This is a genomic window from Micromonospora sp. U21, assembly GCF_018070045.1.
Classification (GTDB): Bacteria; Actinomycetota; Actinomycetes; order Mycobacteriales; family Micromonosporaceae; genus Micromonospora.
Map to the genome: position 1 here is coordinate 206749 of NZ_JAGPYK010000002.1, position 16196 is coordinate 222944.

The window sequence follows — 16196 nt, forward strand, 5'->3', positions numbered from 1 at the left end:
TCGGCGTCCGGGCGGTGGCCACACTGACCGGGGTGGGCGTCGGGCCCGGCGACCCGGAACTGCTCACCGTCAAGGCGGTGCGGGTGCTGCGCGAGGCGGACCTGGTCCTCGTACCCGTGATGGCCGACCGGGCCGAGCCGACCGCGACCGCCGTTGCGCCGGGCGCGGACGCGGGGCGCGCCGAGCGGATCGTGCGGGCCCACGTCGCGGCCGACCGGTTGCGCCGGCTGCCCTTCGCCCTGGACGATCGGGGCGGGGTGACCGCCCGGCGGGCCGCGGCCTGGGACGCCGCCGCGCGGGTCGTCGTCGAGGCGATCGACGCGGGCGCCCGGTCGCTGGCCTTCGCCACCATCGGTGACCCGAACGTGTACTCCACCTTCGGCTACCTGGCGCAGGGCGTCCGTGCGCTGCGCCCGGCGGTGCGCGTGGCGACCGTGCCGGGCGTCACCGCCATGCAGGAGCTGGCCGCGCGCAGCGGCACCCCGCTCTGCGAGGGACGCGAGCCGCTGACCCTGCTGCCGGCCACCGCCGGGCTGGCGCTGTTCGCCGACGCGCTGGCCGGGCCGGGCACCGTGGTCGCGTACAAGGGCTGGCGGCGGCACCCGGAGCTGCTCGCCGAGCTGCGCCGACACGGCAGGCTCACCGACGCCGTGCTCGGGCGGAGCCTGGGGCTTCCCGGGGAACGCATCGGCCCGGTCGACGACGCCGAGCACGACCTGCCGTACCTGTCGACGCTGCTGGTCCCGGCCCGCCGCGACCGTCGAGGAGGAAAACTGTGACCGGCGACGGCACGGTGTGGTTCGTCGGCGCCGGCCCCGGGGCGGCGGACCTGCTCACCCTGCGGGCCGCCCGGGTCATCGCCGAGGCGGACATCGTGATCTGGGCGGCCAGCCTGGTGCACGCCGACGTGCTCGCACACGCCCGGCCCGGCGCGGAGATCGTGGACTCCTCGCAGCTACCCATCGAAGGGGTGCTCCCGCTCTACACGCGGGCCGCCGAGCAGGGGTTTGACCGTGGCGCGGATCCACTCCGGCGACCCGGCGCTGTGGGGTGCGGTGCAGGAGCAGCTGGACGTGTGCCGGTCGCTCGGCCTGGCCGTCGAGATCGTGCCCGGGGTCTCCTCGTTCACCGCCGTCGCGGCGATCGTCGGGCGGGAGCTGACCGTCCCCGAGGTGGCTCAGTCGGTGATCCTCACCCGGCTGGAGGGCGGCAAGACCCCGATGCCTCCCGGGGAACGGGTGCGCGACTTCGCCCGGCACGGCACCACCATGGCGCTGTTCCTCTCCGCGGCCCGCTCCGGGCAGGTGCAGGCCGAGCTGCTGGCCGGCGGCTACCCGGCGGACACCCCGGCCGTGGTGGCGTACCAGGCGACCTGGCCGGACGAGCTGGTGGTGCGCTGCACGGTCGGGACCCTGGAGGCGACGGTCAAGCAGCACCGGCTGTGGAAGCACACCCTTTTCCTGGTCGGGCCGGCGCTGGCCGCCGAGGGCACCCGTTCGCACCTGTACCACCCCGGGCACTTCCACACCTTCCGCCGGGCCGAGCCGGCCGCCCGCGCCGAACTCCGCCGCCAGGCGGGCGCCAGGGCCAGCGCAGCGGTCGAGGGTGGCGGCGAGCCGGCGACACCCGAGCACAGGCCCACCCCGTGACGTACGCCGAGCCGCCGCTGCGCGAGCCGGACCTGCCGCGTACCGCGAAGGTCCGGCCCACCGCGCTGCGCACCGGCTGGACCACCGGCGCCTGCGCGACGGCGGCGGCCAAGGCCGCGGTCACCGCGCTCGTCACCGGCGCGGCCCAGCCGGAGGTGGAGATCGGGCTGCCCGCCGGGCGGCGGGTGCGCTTCCCGGTGGCCCGCTGCGAGCTGACCGGCACGCCGCCGGCCCGGGCCGAGGCGGTGGTGGTCAAGGACGCCGGCGACGACCCGGACGTCACCCACGGCGCCGAGTTGACCGCCACCGTGGACTGGACCGACGTTCCCGGGCTGCGGCTGGCCGGCGGCCCCGGCGTCGGCACGGTCACCAGACCGGGCCTCGGGCTCGCGGTCGGCGGCCCGGCGATCAACGACACCCCCCGTCGGATGATCAGCGAAGCGGTGGCCGAGGTGGTCGACCTCACCGAGGTCGGCGTGCAGGTGGTGATCAGCGTCCCGCGCGGCGAGGTCATGGCACGCAAGACCACCAACCGGCGGCTCGGCATCCTCGGCGGCATCTCGATCCTCGGCACCACCGGGATCGTCCGACCCTTCTCCACCGCCTCCTGGCGGGCCAGCGTGGTGCAGGCCGTGCACGTGATGGCCGCCCAGGGCGAGCGGACGGTGGTGCTCTGCACCGGCGGGCGCACCGAGCGTGCCGCCCGCGCGCTGCTGCCCGAGCTGCCCGAGGTCTGCTTCGTCGAGGTCGGCGACTTCACCGGCGCCGCGGTCACCGCCGCCGTCGGCGACGCGATGACCGGGGTGGTCTTCGTCGGCATGGCCGGGAAGCTGGCCAAACTCGCCGCCGGCATCCTGATGACCCACTACACCCGCTCGAAGGTGGACCTCTCCCTGCTCGGCGCGGTGACCGCCGAGGCCGGCGGTGATCAGGCGCTGGTCGCCGCGGTGACCGAGGCGAACACCGGCCGGCACGCGTACGAGCTGTGGGAGGACGCCGGGCTGCTCGCACCGGCCGGCGACCTGCTCTGCCAGCGCGTCCGCCAGGTGCTGCTGCGGTTCGCCGAGCAGGCGGTCACCGTGGACGTGGCGATGGTCGACTTCGCGGGCGCCCGGGTGGTGGCCTCCTCGGGCCGGTGGCCCCGGTGACGCCGGTGGCCCCGGTGACCTCGGTGACGCCGGTGACCGTGGTCGGCCTGGACGCCGCCGGCGCCCCGCCGCACCCGGCGCTCGCGCCCGCGCTGGCCGCCGCCGGGCTGGTGGTCGGGGCGGCCCGACACCTGGCTGCGGTGCCCGTACCGCCCGGCGCGACCACCGTCGCCCTCGGGCCGCTCGCTCCCGCCGTGCACCGGCTGGCCGCCGCCGTCGCCGACGGCGTGCCGGCCGTGGTGCTGGCCAGCGGTGACCCCGGTCTGTTCGGCATCCTCCGGCGGCTCCGCGCGGCCGGGCTGCCGCTGCGCGTGGTGCCGGCGGTGTCCAGTGTGGCCGCCGCGTTCGCCCGCGCCGGGCTGCCGTGGGACGGCGCCGCCGTCGTCACCGCGCACGGTCGCGACCCGCGACCGGCGCTGAACGCCTGCCGGGCGCTCCCGCTGGTCGCGGTGCTCACCGCACCGGGCGCCGGTGCCGGCGAACTGGGCGCCGGCCTGGCCGGCTGGTCCCGTCGCCTGGTGGTCGCCGAGCACCTCGGCACCGATGCCGAGCGGGTCCGCGAGGTGACCCCCGAGCAGGCCGCCGCCGGAACCTGGTCCGACCCGCACGTGCTGCTCAGCATCGCCACAGCGGACACAGCGGACACAGCGGACACAGCGGACGCCGGGCCCGACGCCGCTCGGGCGGCCGGTCGGATGCGGTCCGACAACCAGCCCGCCGCCGCGCCGGTCGGCGGTTGGGCACTGCCGGAGAGCCGGTACGCCCACCGCGCCTCGATGATCACCAAGTCGGAGGTGCGTGCCCTCGTCATCGCCCGGCTGCGCCCCCGGCTCGGCCGGCTGGTCTGGGACATCGGCGCCGGCAGCGGCTCGGTCGGCATCGAGTGCGCCCTGCTCGGCGCGGCCGTTATCGCCGTCGAGCAGGAGCCCGGGGCCGGCGAGACGATCCGCGCCAACGCCGCCGCGCACGCCGTCGACGTCCGACTGGTCGTCGGGCGGGCCCCGGCGGCGCTGGCCGGCCTGCCCGAGCCGGACGCGGTCTTCGTCGGCGGCGGTGGTGCCGACGTCCTCGCCGCCGTGACGGCCCGCCGGCCCGACCGGGTGGTGCTCACCCTCGCCGCCCTGGACCGGGTAGCGCCGGCCGTCGGCCTGCTGCGCGCCGCCGGCTACACGGTCGAGGGCAGCCAGCTCTCCGCCGCCCGCCTCGCCGACCTGCCCGGCGGGTCGATCCGCCTCGCGGCCACCAACCCGGTGGTCGTCCTAACCGGGGAGCGCCCGTGAACGACCTGAGCACGCCCACCCGGATCGGCCTGGTCGCGGCCACCGCCGCCGGCCGGCGGCACGCCCACACCGTCGCGACGGCCTGGCCACACGCCCGGCTGGTCGAGGGGGACAGCGTCGCCGACGCGCTGCGGACCGCCTGGACGCGGTGTGACGCGGTGGTCGCCTTCCTGGCCACCGGCGCGGTCGTGCGGATCCTCGCCCCGCTGCTCGGCGACAAGCGCACCGACCCGGCCGTGGTGGTCGTCGACGAGGCGGCCCGGCACGCGGTGGCGCTGCTCGGCGGGCACGTCGGCGGCGGCAATGACCTCGCCGAGCACGTTGGAGCGCTGCTCGACGCCCGGCCGGTGGTCACCACCGCCACCGACGCGGTCGGGCTGCCCGGGCTGGACACCCTCGGTTGGCCGGTGCAGGGCGCGGTCGCCGCGGTGTCCCGGGCCATCCTGGACGGCGAACCGGTCCGGCTGATCGCCGACGCCGACTGGCCGCTGCCCGCGCTGCCGGCGAACGTCCACCCGGAGGCCGTCGGCACCGACGGCGGTGACGTGGCGGACGGCGGGTACCGGCTGCTGGTCACCGACCGGGTGGTGCCGCTGGACGGGCGGACCGCGGTGCTGCGACCCCCGTCGCTGGTCGCCGGGGTCGGTGCCAGTCGGGGCGTACCCGCCGCCGAGGTGGCGGAGCTGCTGCACCGGGTGCTGGCCGAGGCCGGCCTCAGCCCGGCCAGCCTGCGCTGTCTGGCCAGCGCCGACGTCAAGGCCGACGAGGCGGGCATCCGGTGCACCGCCGACGCGCTCGGCGTACCCCTGGTGACCTGGCCGGCGACGCAGCTGGCGGCGGTCGACGTGCCCCATCCCAGCGAGGTGGTCCGCGCCGCGGTCGGCACGCCGAGCGTGGCCGAGGCCGCCGCGCTGCTCGGCCCGGCCGACCGGGCGGGCGACGCCGCGCTGCTGGTGCCGAAGACCGCGTCGGCGATGGCCACCGTGGCGGTGGCGCGGCACGCGCCGCGCGGCCGGCTGGCCGTCGTCGGCCTCGGCCCGGGCGCAGCCGACCTGCGTACCCCGCGCGCGGTGGCCGAGCTGCGCCGCGCCGCCGTCGTGGTCGGCCTCGACCAGTACCTCGACCAGGTCCGCGACCTGCTCAGACCGGGCACCCGCGTGCTCTCCAGCGGGCTGGGCGCGGAGGAGGCACGGGCCCGGGCCGCCGTCGCCGAGGCCACCGCCGGCCGGGCGGTCGCGCTGATCGGCTCCGGCGACGCCGGGGTGTACGCGATGGCCAGCCCCGCCCTGGAGTACGCCGACGAGCGGATCGACGTGGTCGGCGTGCCGGGGGTGACCGCCGCGCTCGCCGCCGGCGCGCTGCTCGGCGCCCCGCTCGGCCACGATCACGCCTACCTGAGCCTGTCCGACCTGCACACCCCGTGGGAGGTCATCGAGCGGCGGGTGATCGCCGCCGCGCAGGGCGACTTCGTGACGCTCTTCTACAACCCGCGCAGCCGGGCCCGCGACTGGCAGCTCGGCAGGGCGCTCGGCATCCTCGCCAGCCACCGGCCGCCGGACACCCCGGTCGGCGTGGTGCGCAACGCCAGCCGCCCCGGCGAACGGGTGCACCTGGCCACCCTGGCCACCCTCGACCCGGCGGTGGTCGACATGTACAGCGTCGTGGTGGTCGGCAGCAGCGACACCCGGCTGGTCGCCGGCCGGATGGTCACACCCCGGGGGTACCGGTGGCGATCGTGACCATCGGCGCCTGCCAGGGCTGCGGCGCCTGCCTGCTCACCTGCCCGACCCACGCGATCCGGCCGGTCGCCGGGGGACTGACCGTCCGCGCCGACCGCTGCACCGGCTGCCTGGAATGCCTGGAGATCTGCCCGGTGGACGCCATCGGTGTCGCCGAACCCGATGAACGTGGAGGAGCCCGATGAGTTCGGGGATGGTGCACCCGATCGAGGCCGAGTCGTACCGGATCCTGCGCGACCGGGTCGACCTGTCCCACCTGCCGCCGCTGACCCGGGCGGTGACCGAGCGGGTGGTGCACGCCAGCGCCGACCTGGCGTACGTCGACGAGCTGGTCTGCGACGAGGCGGCCCTGGAATCGGGGCTGGCCGCGCTGCGGGCCGGTGTGCCGGTGGTAACCGACGTGGCGATGGTCGCCGCCGGGATCACCCGGGCCGGTCTGGAGCTGGTCTGCCCGATCGCCGAGCCGGCCGCCGCGGAGCTGGGCCGGGCGGTCGGGATCACCCGCTCGGCGGCGGCCGTGCGGATCGCGCTGGACCGGGTCGGCCCGGGCGCGGTCTGGGTGGTCGGCTGCGCCCCGACGGCACTGGTCGAACTGCTCACCCTGGACGCCGTGCCGGCGCTCATCGTCGGCCTGCCGGTCGGCTTCGTGGGCGCGGCCGAGTCGAAGGCGGCACTGCGGGCCAGCGGCCTGCCCGGGGTGTCCAACGTGGGGGAGAAGGGTGGGTCGGCCGTCGCCGCCGCCGCCCTCAACGCCCTGCTCTACGTCGAGGAGACGCCATGAACGGGTTGGTGATCGTCGGGCACGGCACGCGCAGCGTGGCCGGGGTCGAGCAGTTCGCCGCGCTGGTGGAGCGGGTCCGCCGCCGTGGCGCGGGCGCCGTCGGCGACGTCGAGGGCGGCTTCATCGAGCTGTCCCGCCCGCCACTGACCGACGCGGTCGGCGCGCTGGTCGCGCGCGGGCACCGGGCGCTGGTGGCGCTGCCGCTGGTGCTCACCGGGGCCGGGCACGGCAAGGGCGACATCCCCGCCGCGATGGCGCGCGAGCAGCAGCGCCACCCTGGGCTGAGCTACCGCTACGGTCGCCCGCTCGGGCCGCACCCGCTGCTGCACGACGCCCTCGAGCAGCGGGTCGACGCGGCGTTGGCCGGCGCGGACCGGGCCGGCACCTGGGTCGCGCTGATCGGTCGCGGCTCCACCGACCCGGACGCCAACGCCGAGGTGGCCAAGGTCGCCCGGCTGCTGTGGGAGGGGCGTGGCTACGCGGGCGTCGAGCCGGGGTTCATCTCCCTCGCCGAGCCGTCGGTGCCGGCGGTGCTGGACCGGCTGCGTCGGCTCGGCGCGCGGCGGATCGTGGTCGCGCCGTACTTCCTGTTCGCCGGGGTGCTGCCGGACCGGATCGTCGCGCAGGCGGCGGAGTTCACCGCCGCCCATCCCGAGCTGGACGTGCGGGTGGCCGACCTGATCGGCGACTGCGACGCGCTGGCCGACCTGGTGCTGGAGCGGTACGCCGAGGCGCTGGGCGGGGACATCCGGATGAACTGCGACACCTGCGCGTACCGGGTGCTGATGCCGGGCTTCGCCGACAAGGTGGGCCGCCCGCAACGCCCGCACGACCATCCCGACGACCCGGTCGGCGGCCATCATCACCACCACGGGCACGACCACCACCACGGGCACGGCTCGGTCGGGGTGGTCGGCGGCGGGCCGGGGCCCGACGACCTGATCACGGTACGCGGCCAGGCGCTGCTCGACGCGGCGGAGGTGGTGGTGGTGGACCGCCTGGCACCGCAGGGGCTGCTCGCCGGCCTGCGCCCTGACGTGCTGGTGGTCGACGCCGCCAAGGTGCCCCGTGGCCCCTCGATGGCCCAGGACGCGATCAACGCGGCCCTGGTGTCGCACGCGCGCGCCGGCCGGCGGGTCGTCCGGCTCAAGGGCGGTGACCCGTACGTCTTCGGCCGTGGCCACGAGGAGGTGCAGGCCTGCCGGGCCGCCGGCGTACCGGTGACCGTGGTGCCCGGGGTGAGCAGCGCGATCGCCGCGCCGGCGCTGGCCGGGGTCCCGGTGACCCACCGGGGCGTGGCGCACGACGTCACCGTGGTCTCCGGGCACCTGCCGCCCGGCCACCCCGACTCGCTGGTCGACTGGGCGGCGCTGGCGCGGGCCCGGGGCACCCTGGTCCTGCTGATGGCGGTGGACACCATCGCGAAGATCGCCGCCGCGCTGGTGGAGCACGGCCGCGCCCCGGACACTCCGGTGCTCGCGATCCAGGACGCCGGGCACCCCGACCAGCGGTCGGTGCCGGCCCGACTCGACGAGATCGGCGCGGTGGCCGCCCGCGCGGGCATCGCACCGCCGGCCGTCTTCGTCCTCGGCCCGGTGGTCGCCCTGGCCGCGCCTCCCGCATGAGCCTCGCCCATGATCGCGCTCGATCCAGCAGGTATGGCGTCAGCCGGTCAGGGCCCGGGCGAGAGCGTAGCCGGCGGTCGCGGCGGCGAGTCCGGCGGTCACACTGGCCAGCACGTTGGCCAGCGCGAGGAGCCGGTTGCCGGTCCTGGTCAGTCGCAGCGTCTCGTAGCTGAAGGTGGAGTAGGTGGTCAGCGCGCCGCAGAAGCCGGTGCCGAGCAGCGCGCTGACCGCCGGCCCGGCCGGCAGCCCGACGAGCACGCCGAGCAGCAGCGAGCCGAGCACGTTGACGGTCAACGTCCCCCACGGGAACGCCGAGTCGTGCCGGGCCTGGACGGCCCGGTCGGTGAGGTAGCGCAGCGGCGCGCCGACGGCCGCCCCGAGCGCGATGAGCAGCACGGTCACCGGGCGGCCCGCCCGTCGTCGCGGCCGTTCCGATCGAGCAGCCGCGCGGCGGCGGCGTCACCGAGCCACACCGCGACCAGCGCGCCGAGCACCGTCGCGGCCAGGTACGCCAGCGCGGTGGCCGGAGCGCCCGCGACCACCGCCTGCTGCACGTCCACGGCGTAGGTGGAGAAGGTGGTGAATCCGCCGAGCACCCCGACGCCGAGGAACGGGCGGGCCAACGGACGCCCACCGCCGAGGTGCCCGAGCACCGCCATGAGGACGCCGATCAGCAGGCAGCCGGTCAGGTTGACGCCGAAGGTCGCCCACGGGAAACCGGTGGGCTGGGGCGGGACGGCGTGTTGCAGGCCGGCCCGGGCCAGCGCGCCGAGCACACCGCCGGCCGCGATCGCGGTGAGCACCGCGGCGGGGTGGGCGGGCAGCTCGTGACGGTCGGCGGGGACGCGCAGATCGACGTCGGGATCGGTACGGGGGTCGAGTGGTCCGGACACGATGCCTCCCCACCAGTACGGGTGCCACTGGCAGGGACCGTTGGCGAGCGGTGTCGCGGTTCTCCCGGTGCGTTCGCCGGGACGGCGGGCCCCACCGCCGGGAACCGTCCGGCTCCGGCGTCAGCATATCGCCCACCCTGTCGAGCGCCGGGCCGACCGGCGGTTCGCGGACGCCCGGCCCGATCAGGCGGGGCGCCGGGGTTGGCCGGTCAGCGCACCGCCGCGACCGCGGCGTCCGGGCCGCCGCGCCACACCGTGCCGGCCTCGCTGAAGCCGGCCGCGGTCAGCGTGGCCAGGTGCCAGGAGACCGGCGGGTTCCACTCGGGGCTGTGCCCGGTCGGGTAGATGGTGTGCCGCTGGGTGACCAGCGGGGCGAGCACCGGGTCGGCGCCGGCCCGTTCCCACCAGTCCGACCAGGACAGCACGGACCCGGTGGCGTACCGGGCGGCCCGCCGGTCCCGCGCCCGGTCGAGCAGCCGCTTGGTCAGCTCCGGCAGGGTGTCGTCGGGCATGTGGTCGGCGTTGACGAAGATTCCGCCCGGCCGCAGCAGGTCGCGGATCTCGCCGTAGAGCCGGCCGAGCCGCTCGGCCGGAAGCCAGTGCAGCGCGGTGGCGGTGAGCACGGCGTCGTACTCGCGGTGGGGCAGCGCGGAGAGCCATTCGGGGGCGCCGAGGTCGGCGGTGACGATGGTGGCCCGGTCCGTCAGGGAGGCGTGGGCGATGGCCAGCAGCGCCGGGTCGAGGTCCACCAGGGTCACCTCGGCGGTGGGGAACCGCGCCAACGCCCGCAGGGAGATGGTGCCGGTGCCGCCGGCCAGGTCGAGCACCCGTGGCGGCCGGCCGTCGCGGACCGCGTCCACCGCGTCGAGCATGGCGGTGAACCGGTGCTCCCGGTCCGGTAGGTACGCCTCCTGCTGGCGGTCCCAGCTCTCCTGCCACGCCGACGGATCCGTGATGTAAGGAGTCATGGCGATCAGGCTAGTTACGCAGCGCGACACCTGTCCAGACCTTGTTGCATATGACTTGCAATTGCGAGAGGACGGCAGCGCGTTGCCCAGGGTGAACGCCGCGATGTTCGCTCCGCCGACTCCGAGCTGCTCACGCGGGCCCGACCGACGCACGACCAGGTGCTGGCGGACGCGCTGGCCGAGGCGGAGGCCATCCCGGAGCTGGCCGCGCTGGTGGCCGCGCCGCACCGGTTGCCGACGACCGGCTGACCAGGCACGCCCTGGTGGACGCCCGAGAACCCCTGACCGGGGCGGGCGTACCTTACCCGGGTCGGCCGGTGTGGACCCGGCCGCGCCCGTGGACAGGAGGCACCCCCCGATGCAGGACCGCACCCCTCGCCCGGAGGAATTGGAGCCGATCGAGCGAGCCGGCGTCGACGAGCTACGCGACCTGCAACGCGAGCGGCTGCGCTGGTCGTTGCGGCACGCGTACGACAACGTGCCGCACTACCGTCGGGCGTTCGACGCGGCCGGGGTGCATCCCGACGACTGCCGCGACCTCGACGACCTGGCCCGGTTTCCGTTCACCGGCAAGGCGGAGCTGCGGGAGAACTACCCGTTCGGCATGTTCGCCGTGCCCCGCGAGCGGGTCGCCCGGCTGCACGCCTCCTCGGGCACCACCGGCCGGCCGACCGTGGTCGGCTACACCCGCGACGACCTGCGCACCTGGGCCCGGCTGATGGCCCGGTCGATCCGCGCGTCCGGCGGCCGTCCGGGCGACCGGGTGCACGTGGCTTACGGTTACGGGCTGTTCACCGGCGGGCTCGGCGCGCACTACGGCGCCGAGGAACTGGGCTGCACCGTGATCCCGGTCTCCGGCGGCATGACCGAACGCCAGGTCATGCTGATCCGCGACTTCGAACCCGAGGTCATCATGGTCACGCCCAGCTACATGCTGGCCATCGTGGACGAGATGCAGCGCCAGGGCCTCGATCCCCGGGCGACCTCACTGCGGGTGGGCATCTTCGGTGCGGAGCCGTGGACCGAGGACATGCGCCGGGAGATGGAGCACCGGCTGGACATCCATGCGGTCGACATCTACGGGCTCTCCGAGGTGATGGGCCCGGGTGTGGCCACCGAGTGCGTCGAGACCAAGGACGGCCTGCACCTCTGGGAGGACCACTTCTATCCGGAGATCATCGACCCGCTCACCGGCGCGGTGCTGCCCGACGGCGAGCAGGGCGAGCTGGTGCTCACCTCGCTGACGAGGGAGGCGATGCCGGTCGTCCGGTACCGGACCCGGGACCTGACCCGGCTGCTGCCCGGCACCGCCCGCCCGATGCGCCGGATCGAGAAGATCACCGGCCGGACGGACGACATGATGATCGTGCGCGGGGTGAACATCTTCCCGACCCAGATCGAGGAGCTGATCCTGCGGACCCCGCAGCTGTCGCCGCACTTCCAGTGCGTACTCGACCGGCAGGGCCGGCTGGACACCCTGACGGTGCGGGTGGAACGGCGGGCCGGGGTCGCCGTGGACGCCGCCGAGCGCGCCGGCACGACCCTGGTGGAGCTGGTGAAGAACACCATCGGGGTGAGCGTGGCGGTCGAGGTGCTCGCCCCGGACGGGGTGGAGCGTTCGGTGGGCAAGATGCGGCGCATCGTCGACCAGCGGCGGGCCGGTTGACGTGACGGACCATCGCAACCCGGCGTACGACATGTTCGCCGCCGACGCGGCCTCGCGCGGTCTCGGCATCGAGCTGGTCGAGGCGGGCGACGGCGCGGCGGTGGCCCGGATGCGGGTGACCGGGCGGATGCTCAACGGCCACGCGATCGCCCACGGCGGCTTCGTCTTCCTGCTCGCCGACACCGCCTTCGCGCTGGCCTGCAACAGCCGGGGCCCGGTCACCGTCGCGGCTGGCGGTGACATCACCTTCGTCCGGCCGGCCCGCGCCGGTGACCTGCTCACCGCCCGCGCCACCGAGCGCACCCGCTACGGCCGCAGCGGCATCTACGACGTCACGGTCATCCGGGACGACGGCGAGGTGGTCGCGGAGTTCCGGGGCCGCAGCCGGACGACGGCGTCGCCACCGTCGACATAGGATCCGCCCATGCGTGTCCTGGTGGTCTCCGCGCCGCTCGTCGGCCACGTCTTCCCGCTGGTGCCGCTCGCCGTCGCGCTACGCGACGCCGGCCACGACGTCCTGCTGGCGACCGGTGGCGGTGGCCTGGCCGCCGCCGACGCCGGCCTGCCGGTGCACGACGTCGCGCCCGGCTTCGACTTCGGCCGGATCGCGCTGCGCGTGCTGCCGCGCCATCCGCTCATCGCCCGCGCCGAGCTGGCCGGCACGGCCGGCACCCGGGGCGCCGGCCTGCTCTTCGGGGCACTCAACGACCAGCTCACCGACCCGGTCGTCGCGCTGGCCACCCGGTGGCATCCGGACCTGGTGCTGCACGAGCCGTTCGCGGTGGCCGGCGCGGTGGCCGCCGCCCGGCTGGGCGTGCCGGCGGTCCGGCAGGAGAACGCCCTCTTCGACGGTCGGGACCTGGTCCGCGCCACCACCGCCCGGCTCGGCGCCGCGTTGCGCCGGCACGGCCTGGCCGAGTTGCCGCCGCCCGCCGCGGCCCTCGCCGTGGCCCCGCCCAGCGTGACCACGCAGGACGGCTGGCCGATGCGGTACACCTCCTACGCTGGCGGAGGCGAACTGCCGGCCTGGCTGCGCGAGCCGGGTGACCGGCCCCGGATCCTGGTCACCCGCAGCACCCTCACCGGCCCCGGCGACCGGGGGCCGATGCCCGCTGTCGTCGCGGCCGCCGCCCAGGTGGACGCCGAAATCGTGCTGGTCCGGCCGGACCCTCGCTCGCGCCGTGCGCTGCCCGGCAACGTCCGGGTGGTCGACTGGATCCCGCTCGACGAGGCGCTGCCGGCGAGCGCGGCGCTGGTCCACCACGGCGGGGCGGGCAGCGCACTCGGCGCCCTCGCCGCCGGCCTGCCGCAGCTGGCCACCGTCGGTCCGGGGGACCGGCGGCACAATGCCGAGCTGGTGGCCCGTCGAGGCGCCGGCCTGGCACTACGGCCCCGCGACATCACCCCGCGGACGCTGACCCGGCTGCTCACGGACGACGGCCTGCGGACCGCGGCCGGGCAGGTCGGCCGGGAGATCGCCGCGATGCCGCCACCGTCCGAGCTGGTGGCCCGGCTGGCCGCGCTGGTCTGACGGCCGCCCCGCGTGCCCACACCGCACGGCCGCCCAGCTGGGGCAGGATGACCGGATGCGACACGTCGTGCTGTTCCACTCCGTGTACGGGCTGCGGCCCGCCGTGCGCGCCGCCGCGGACCGGCTGCGTGCCGTCGGGCACCGGGTCGTCACGCCCGACCTCTACGGCGTCCAGGCCACCGATACCGTCGCGGACGGTTTCGCACTGCTTGACAAGATCGGCCAGGAGGTGGTGCTCGACCGGGCCCGGGCGGCGCTGCGGGAGCTGCCGGCGGAGACCGTGCTCGCCGGCTTCTCGATGGGCGCCGGCGTGGCCGGGGCGCTCCTGGCCGAGCGCCCTGACGCCGCCGGTCTGCTCCTGCTGCACGGCACCGGTGGAGCGCCGGAAGCAGTCCGCGCCGGGCTGCCGGTACAGCTGCACCTCGCCGACCCCGATCCGTACGACGCGCCGGACGAGGTCGACGAGTGGCAGCGGGCGATGACCGTGGCCGGCGCGGACCTGACGGTGTTCCGCTACCCGGACGCGGGGCACCTGTTCACCGATCCGGACCTCGCCGAGTACGCCCCGGACGCCGCCGCGGCGACCTGGCGGCGGGTGCTGGCCTTCCTCGCCACTCGCTGAGGTCGAACGGCGGGCCTTCAGGCGGAGGCGGCCAGGCCGTCGGGCCGGCGGATCAACGGCGGCCGGGGTGCGGCGTACACCGGGCGGGGGAGACCACCGACGACGGCGAGCGCGCCGGGACGGGGCGTCGGGCGTCGCCCGGTTGACGTGCTGGCGGGCATCGTACGGACCGCTGCCGACGGTGGGTCGACACCGGGGCTCCGGTCACCGCCGGCACCGGTCGACGACCCGGGTACGGCGGCAGCGCGGGGGGTGGCGAGCGCGGCGGCCCAGGTCGGCGGCAGGCTGCCCGCCGACGCGACCGCGGGCGGTCGGCGCCCGGCCGCCGTCGGGCCGATCCCAGCCTCCGGTGCGGCCGGCGGGGCGACCGCCGTGGGAGTGGGGAGGCGTTGGCGCAGTGTTGCCGGGTCGGATGTGGTCGGCCGCGTCGCGGTCAGCGCCGAGAAGACTGCGTCGAGGCGACGGGCCCGGGAGCGGACGGCGTCGAGATGCACGACTTTGGCGCGATCGGCGGCAGAGCCGACCCCGGCAGCAGGGAGGGCGCCGGTTGCCCGGCTGGCGAAGATGGCGCGCAGCGCGCGCGGCAGCCGCTCGGCGGCGACGCGGCGCAGTGCGGGCGAGGCGAACGCGTACCCGTCGGCGCGGCGCGGGACCAGCAGCCCGGCGGCGGCGAGCCCGCGCAGCGCCGGCCCGGACCGCCCGGGTGTCCAGCCGAGCGCCCGGTCCACCGCCGCGCCGGTGGCCACCCCACCCAGGGTGGCAGCGGCCATCAGCACCGCTCGCCGTTCGCCGTCGAGCCGGTCCAGCTCCGCGCCGACGGGCCGGCGCACCTCGTCGGGCAGCGGGAGCGCCGCCGGGTCCGCTCCGTCGACGATGGAACGCACGTACGCCGCCGCGTGCCCGGGGCGGCCGCCCACCACCGGCAGCAGCCGGTCGACCAGCGCCACCGGTTGCCCGGCCCGGGTCAGCAGGAGGCGCAGCAGCCGCCCGCTCTGCACCGTGGCCAGGGGCCGGACCGCCACCCGCCGGGCCGCGCCGGGTCGGGTGTCGGCCCAGTGCGGCTGGTGCAGGGTGATTACGGCCAGCGGCAGTCCGCGCGCCGTGGCGGCGGTGAACAGCGCGTGCAGGAACCGGCTCACCGCGGGTGCGGCCCGGTCCAGGTCGTCCACGGCGACGATCAGCGGCCGTTGGGCGGCCAGGCGCAGCAGGGCGTCCCGGCAGGCCGCAGCGCCGGCCAGCGAGGCCGCCGAGCCGTCCGGGGTGGCCAGCAACCGTTCCAGCGCCGGGACCGCCGCAGCGACCCGGGCCGGCGGGAGGAGCGGTGTCAGGGTCGCCGTCAACCGGTCGTGGACCACCGCCGGGCCGTCACCGTGGCGGATCCCGGTGAGTACGCGCAGCAGGTCCGCGACCGGCGCCAGCACCTGATCCGGGTACGGTTGGCAGGTCGCCACGCACCAGCGCACCGCCACCCCGTCCACCGTGGTCAGCGACGTGGTCAGCTCGTGCAGCAGACGGCTACGACCGCTGCCCGTCGGACCGACCAGGGACACCCAGCGCGGGTTGTGCTCGCGGACCGCCCGGCTCAGCTGGTCCCGCACGGTGGCCAGCTCGCGACGGCGGCCGATCAGCGGGCCGTCGTGCGGGTCGGCACCGGGGCGTACGGGGCCGACGGCGTGCCAGACCGGCACCGGCGGCACCCGCCCGGCGACCGGCACCGGTGCCAGTTGGCGCTGGGCGATCAGACCGGCGGTGGCCCGGGCGGTGGCCGCGCAGAGCGCGACGGCGCCGGGTTGCGCGTACTCCTGCAGCCGGGCCGCGGTGGTGATCACCGCGCCGCTGGCCACGCCGTGACCGCCGTTGACCGCGCTGGCCAGGTCGACCACCACCTCGCCGGTGGCCACGCCGACGCGAACCCGCAACACGATGTCACCGACCATCGGCCGACGGTCCAGCGCGGCCTGGATCTCCAGCCCGGCGCGGACCGCGCGGTACGCGTCGAAGCCATCGGAGTGCCGCGCGCCGAAGAGAGCCATCACCGCGTCGCCGACGTACTTCTCGACCACCCCGTGCCAGCGGCGCAGCACGCTGGCGACGGTGTCGAAGTAGGCCCGTTGCAGCGCCCGGACGTCCTCCGGGTCCAGTCGGTCCACCAGAGCGGTGGAGCCGACGATGTCAACGAAGAGCACGGTCACCGTGCGCCTCTCCTCCGGCACCGGCCAGGGTGGGGTGGTGGTCCGCTGCGTGACGATGGTGGTCATGGGTATCGCACCGGCCTTTCTCCCGCTGCTGCCTGA

Annotated in this window: 15 protein-coding genes and 1 pseudogene; 12 read left to right on the top strand and 4 right to left on the bottom strand. The window is 76.3% G+C overall.

Features of this window, described 5'->3' with window-relative positions; translation table 11 throughout:
• Positions 1-14 precede the first annotated feature (14 nt).
• The 8 genes and pseudogenes from cobI (at position 15) to cobA (ending at position 8222) form a co-directional block, all read left to right on the top strand.
• The gene (gene cobI / locus KBX63_RS03665) at positions 15-779 is read left to right on the top strand and encodes a precorrin-2 C(20)-methyltransferase (RefSeq protein ID WP_210908539.1); all 765 of its coding nucleotides are present in this window, start codon (positions 15-17) and stop codon (positions 777-779) included.
• Positions 776-1649: pseudogene (gene cobM / locus KBX63_RS03670) on the top strand (precorrin-4 C(11)-methyltransferase). The gene cobI and the pseudogene cobM overlap by 4 nt, the downstream one beginning before the upstream one ends.
• Positions 1646-2797, top strand: coding sequence for a cobalt-precorrin-5B (C(1))-methyltransferase (locus KBX63_RS03675; RefSeq protein WP_210908099.1), 1152 nt, complete (start codon positions 1646-1648; stop codon positions 2795-2797). The pseudogene cobM and the gene KBX63_RS03675 overlap by 4 nt, the downstream one beginning before the upstream one ends.
• Positions 2785-4077 carry a precorrin-6y C5,15-methyltransferase (decarboxylating) subunit CbiE gene (cbiE, locus tag KBX63_RS03680; protein ID WP_210908101.1) on the top strand — a complete coding sequence of 431 codons (1293 nt, stop codon included), beginning with the start codon at positions 2785-2787 and terminating at the stop codon, positions 4075-4077. The genes KBX63_RS03675 and cbiE overlap by 13 nt, the downstream gene beginning before the upstream one ends.
• Positions 4074-5816, top strand: coding sequence for a precorrin-3B C(17)-methyltransferase (gene cobJ / locus KBX63_RS03685; RefSeq protein WP_210908103.1), 1743 nt, complete (start codon positions 4074-4076; stop codon positions 5814-5816). Before cbiE ends, cobJ begins: the two co-directional genes overlap by 4 nt.
• Complete coding sequence (locus KBX63_RS03690; RefSeq protein ID WP_210908105.1) at positions 5804-6001, top strand: DUF362 domain-containing protein; 198 nt, start codon at positions 5804-5806, stop codon at positions 5999-6001. The genes cobJ and KBX63_RS03690 overlap by 13 nt, the downstream gene beginning before the upstream one ends.
• Positions 5998-6597, top strand: a complete 600-nt coding sequence (locus KBX63_RS03695; RefSeq protein WP_247661622.1) for a precorrin-8X methylmutase — start codon at positions 5998-6000, stop codon at positions 6595-6597. Before KBX63_RS03690 ends, KBX63_RS03695 begins: the two co-directional genes overlap by 4 nt.
• The gene (cobA, locus tag KBX63_RS03700) at positions 6594-8222 is read left to right on the top strand and encodes a uroporphyrinogen-III C-methyltransferase (RefSeq protein ID WP_210908113.1); all 1629 of its coding nucleotides are present in this window, start codon (positions 6594-6596) and stop codon (positions 8220-8222) included. Before KBX63_RS03695 ends, cobA begins: the two co-directional genes overlap by 4 nt.
• Positions 8223-8261: 39 nt before the next feature.
• On the opposite strand, the gene crcB is transcribed toward cobA, so the two are convergent.
• The 3 genes from crcB to KBX63_RS03715 all read right to left on the bottom strand — a co-directional run bounded on the left by crcB (position 8262) and on the right by KBX63_RS03715 (position 10083).
• Positions 8262-8624, bottom strand: coding sequence for a fluoride efflux transporter CrcB (gene crcB, locus KBX63_RS03705; RefSeq protein ID WP_210908127.1), 363 nt, complete (start codon positions 8622-8624; stop codon positions 8262-8264).
• Complete coding sequence (locus KBX63_RS03710) at positions 8621-9115, bottom strand: CrcB family protein (RefSeq protein ID WP_210908135.1); 495 nt, start codon at positions 9113-9115, stop codon at positions 8621-8623. Before KBX63_RS03710 ends, crcB begins: the two co-directional genes overlap by 4 nt.
• Before the next feature lie 209 nt (positions 9116-9324).
• The gene (locus KBX63_RS03715) at positions 9325-10083 is read right to left on the bottom strand and encodes a trans-aconitate 2-methyltransferase (protein WP_210908137.1); all 759 of its coding nucleotides are present in this window, start codon (positions 10081-10083) and stop codon (positions 9325-9327) included.
• A gap of 358 nt (positions 10084-10441) precedes the next feature.
• Here KBX63_RS03715 and paaK point away from each other — a divergent pair, with 358 nt between their 5' ends.
• Genes paaK through KBX63_RS03735 form a run of 4 tightly spaced genes read left to right on the top strand, consistent with a single transcriptional unit; the run spans position 10442 to position 13902 of the window.
• Positions 10442-11749, top strand: a complete 1308-nt coding sequence (gene paaK / locus KBX63_RS03720) for a phenylacetate--CoA ligase PaaK (protein ID WP_210908154.1) — start codon at positions 10442-10444, stop codon at positions 11747-11749.
• Between the two features lie 31 nt (positions 11750-11780).
• Positions 11781-12164: a hydroxyphenylacetyl-CoA thioesterase PaaI gene (gene paaI / locus KBX63_RS03725; protein WP_210908544.1), complete on the top strand. Its 384-nt coding sequence runs from the start codon at positions 11781-11783 to the stop codon at positions 12162-12164.
• 9 nt (positions 12165-12173) lie between these two features.
• Positions 12174-13280: a nucleotide disphospho-sugar-binding domain-containing protein gene (locus KBX63_RS03730; protein WP_210908162.1), complete on the top strand. Its 1107-nt coding sequence runs from the start codon at positions 12174-12176 to the stop codon at positions 13278-13280.
• A gap of 55 nt (positions 13281-13335) precedes the next feature.
• Positions 13336-13902 carry a dienelactone hydrolase family protein gene (locus KBX63_RS03735; protein ID WP_210908164.1) on the top strand — a complete coding sequence of 189 codons (567 nt, stop codon included), beginning with the start codon at positions 13336-13338 and terminating at the stop codon, positions 13900-13902.
• 17 nt (positions 13903-13919) lie between these two features.
• Here the strand turns inward: KBX63_RS03735 and KBX63_RS03740 are convergent, their stop codons facing one another.
• Entirely contained in the window at positions 13920-16160 is a 2241-nt protein-coding gene (locus tag KBX63_RS03740) for an adenylate/guanylate cyclase domain-containing protein (protein WP_210908166.1), read from the bottom strand.
• Between the last annotated feature and the right edge of the window lie 36 nt (positions 16161-16196).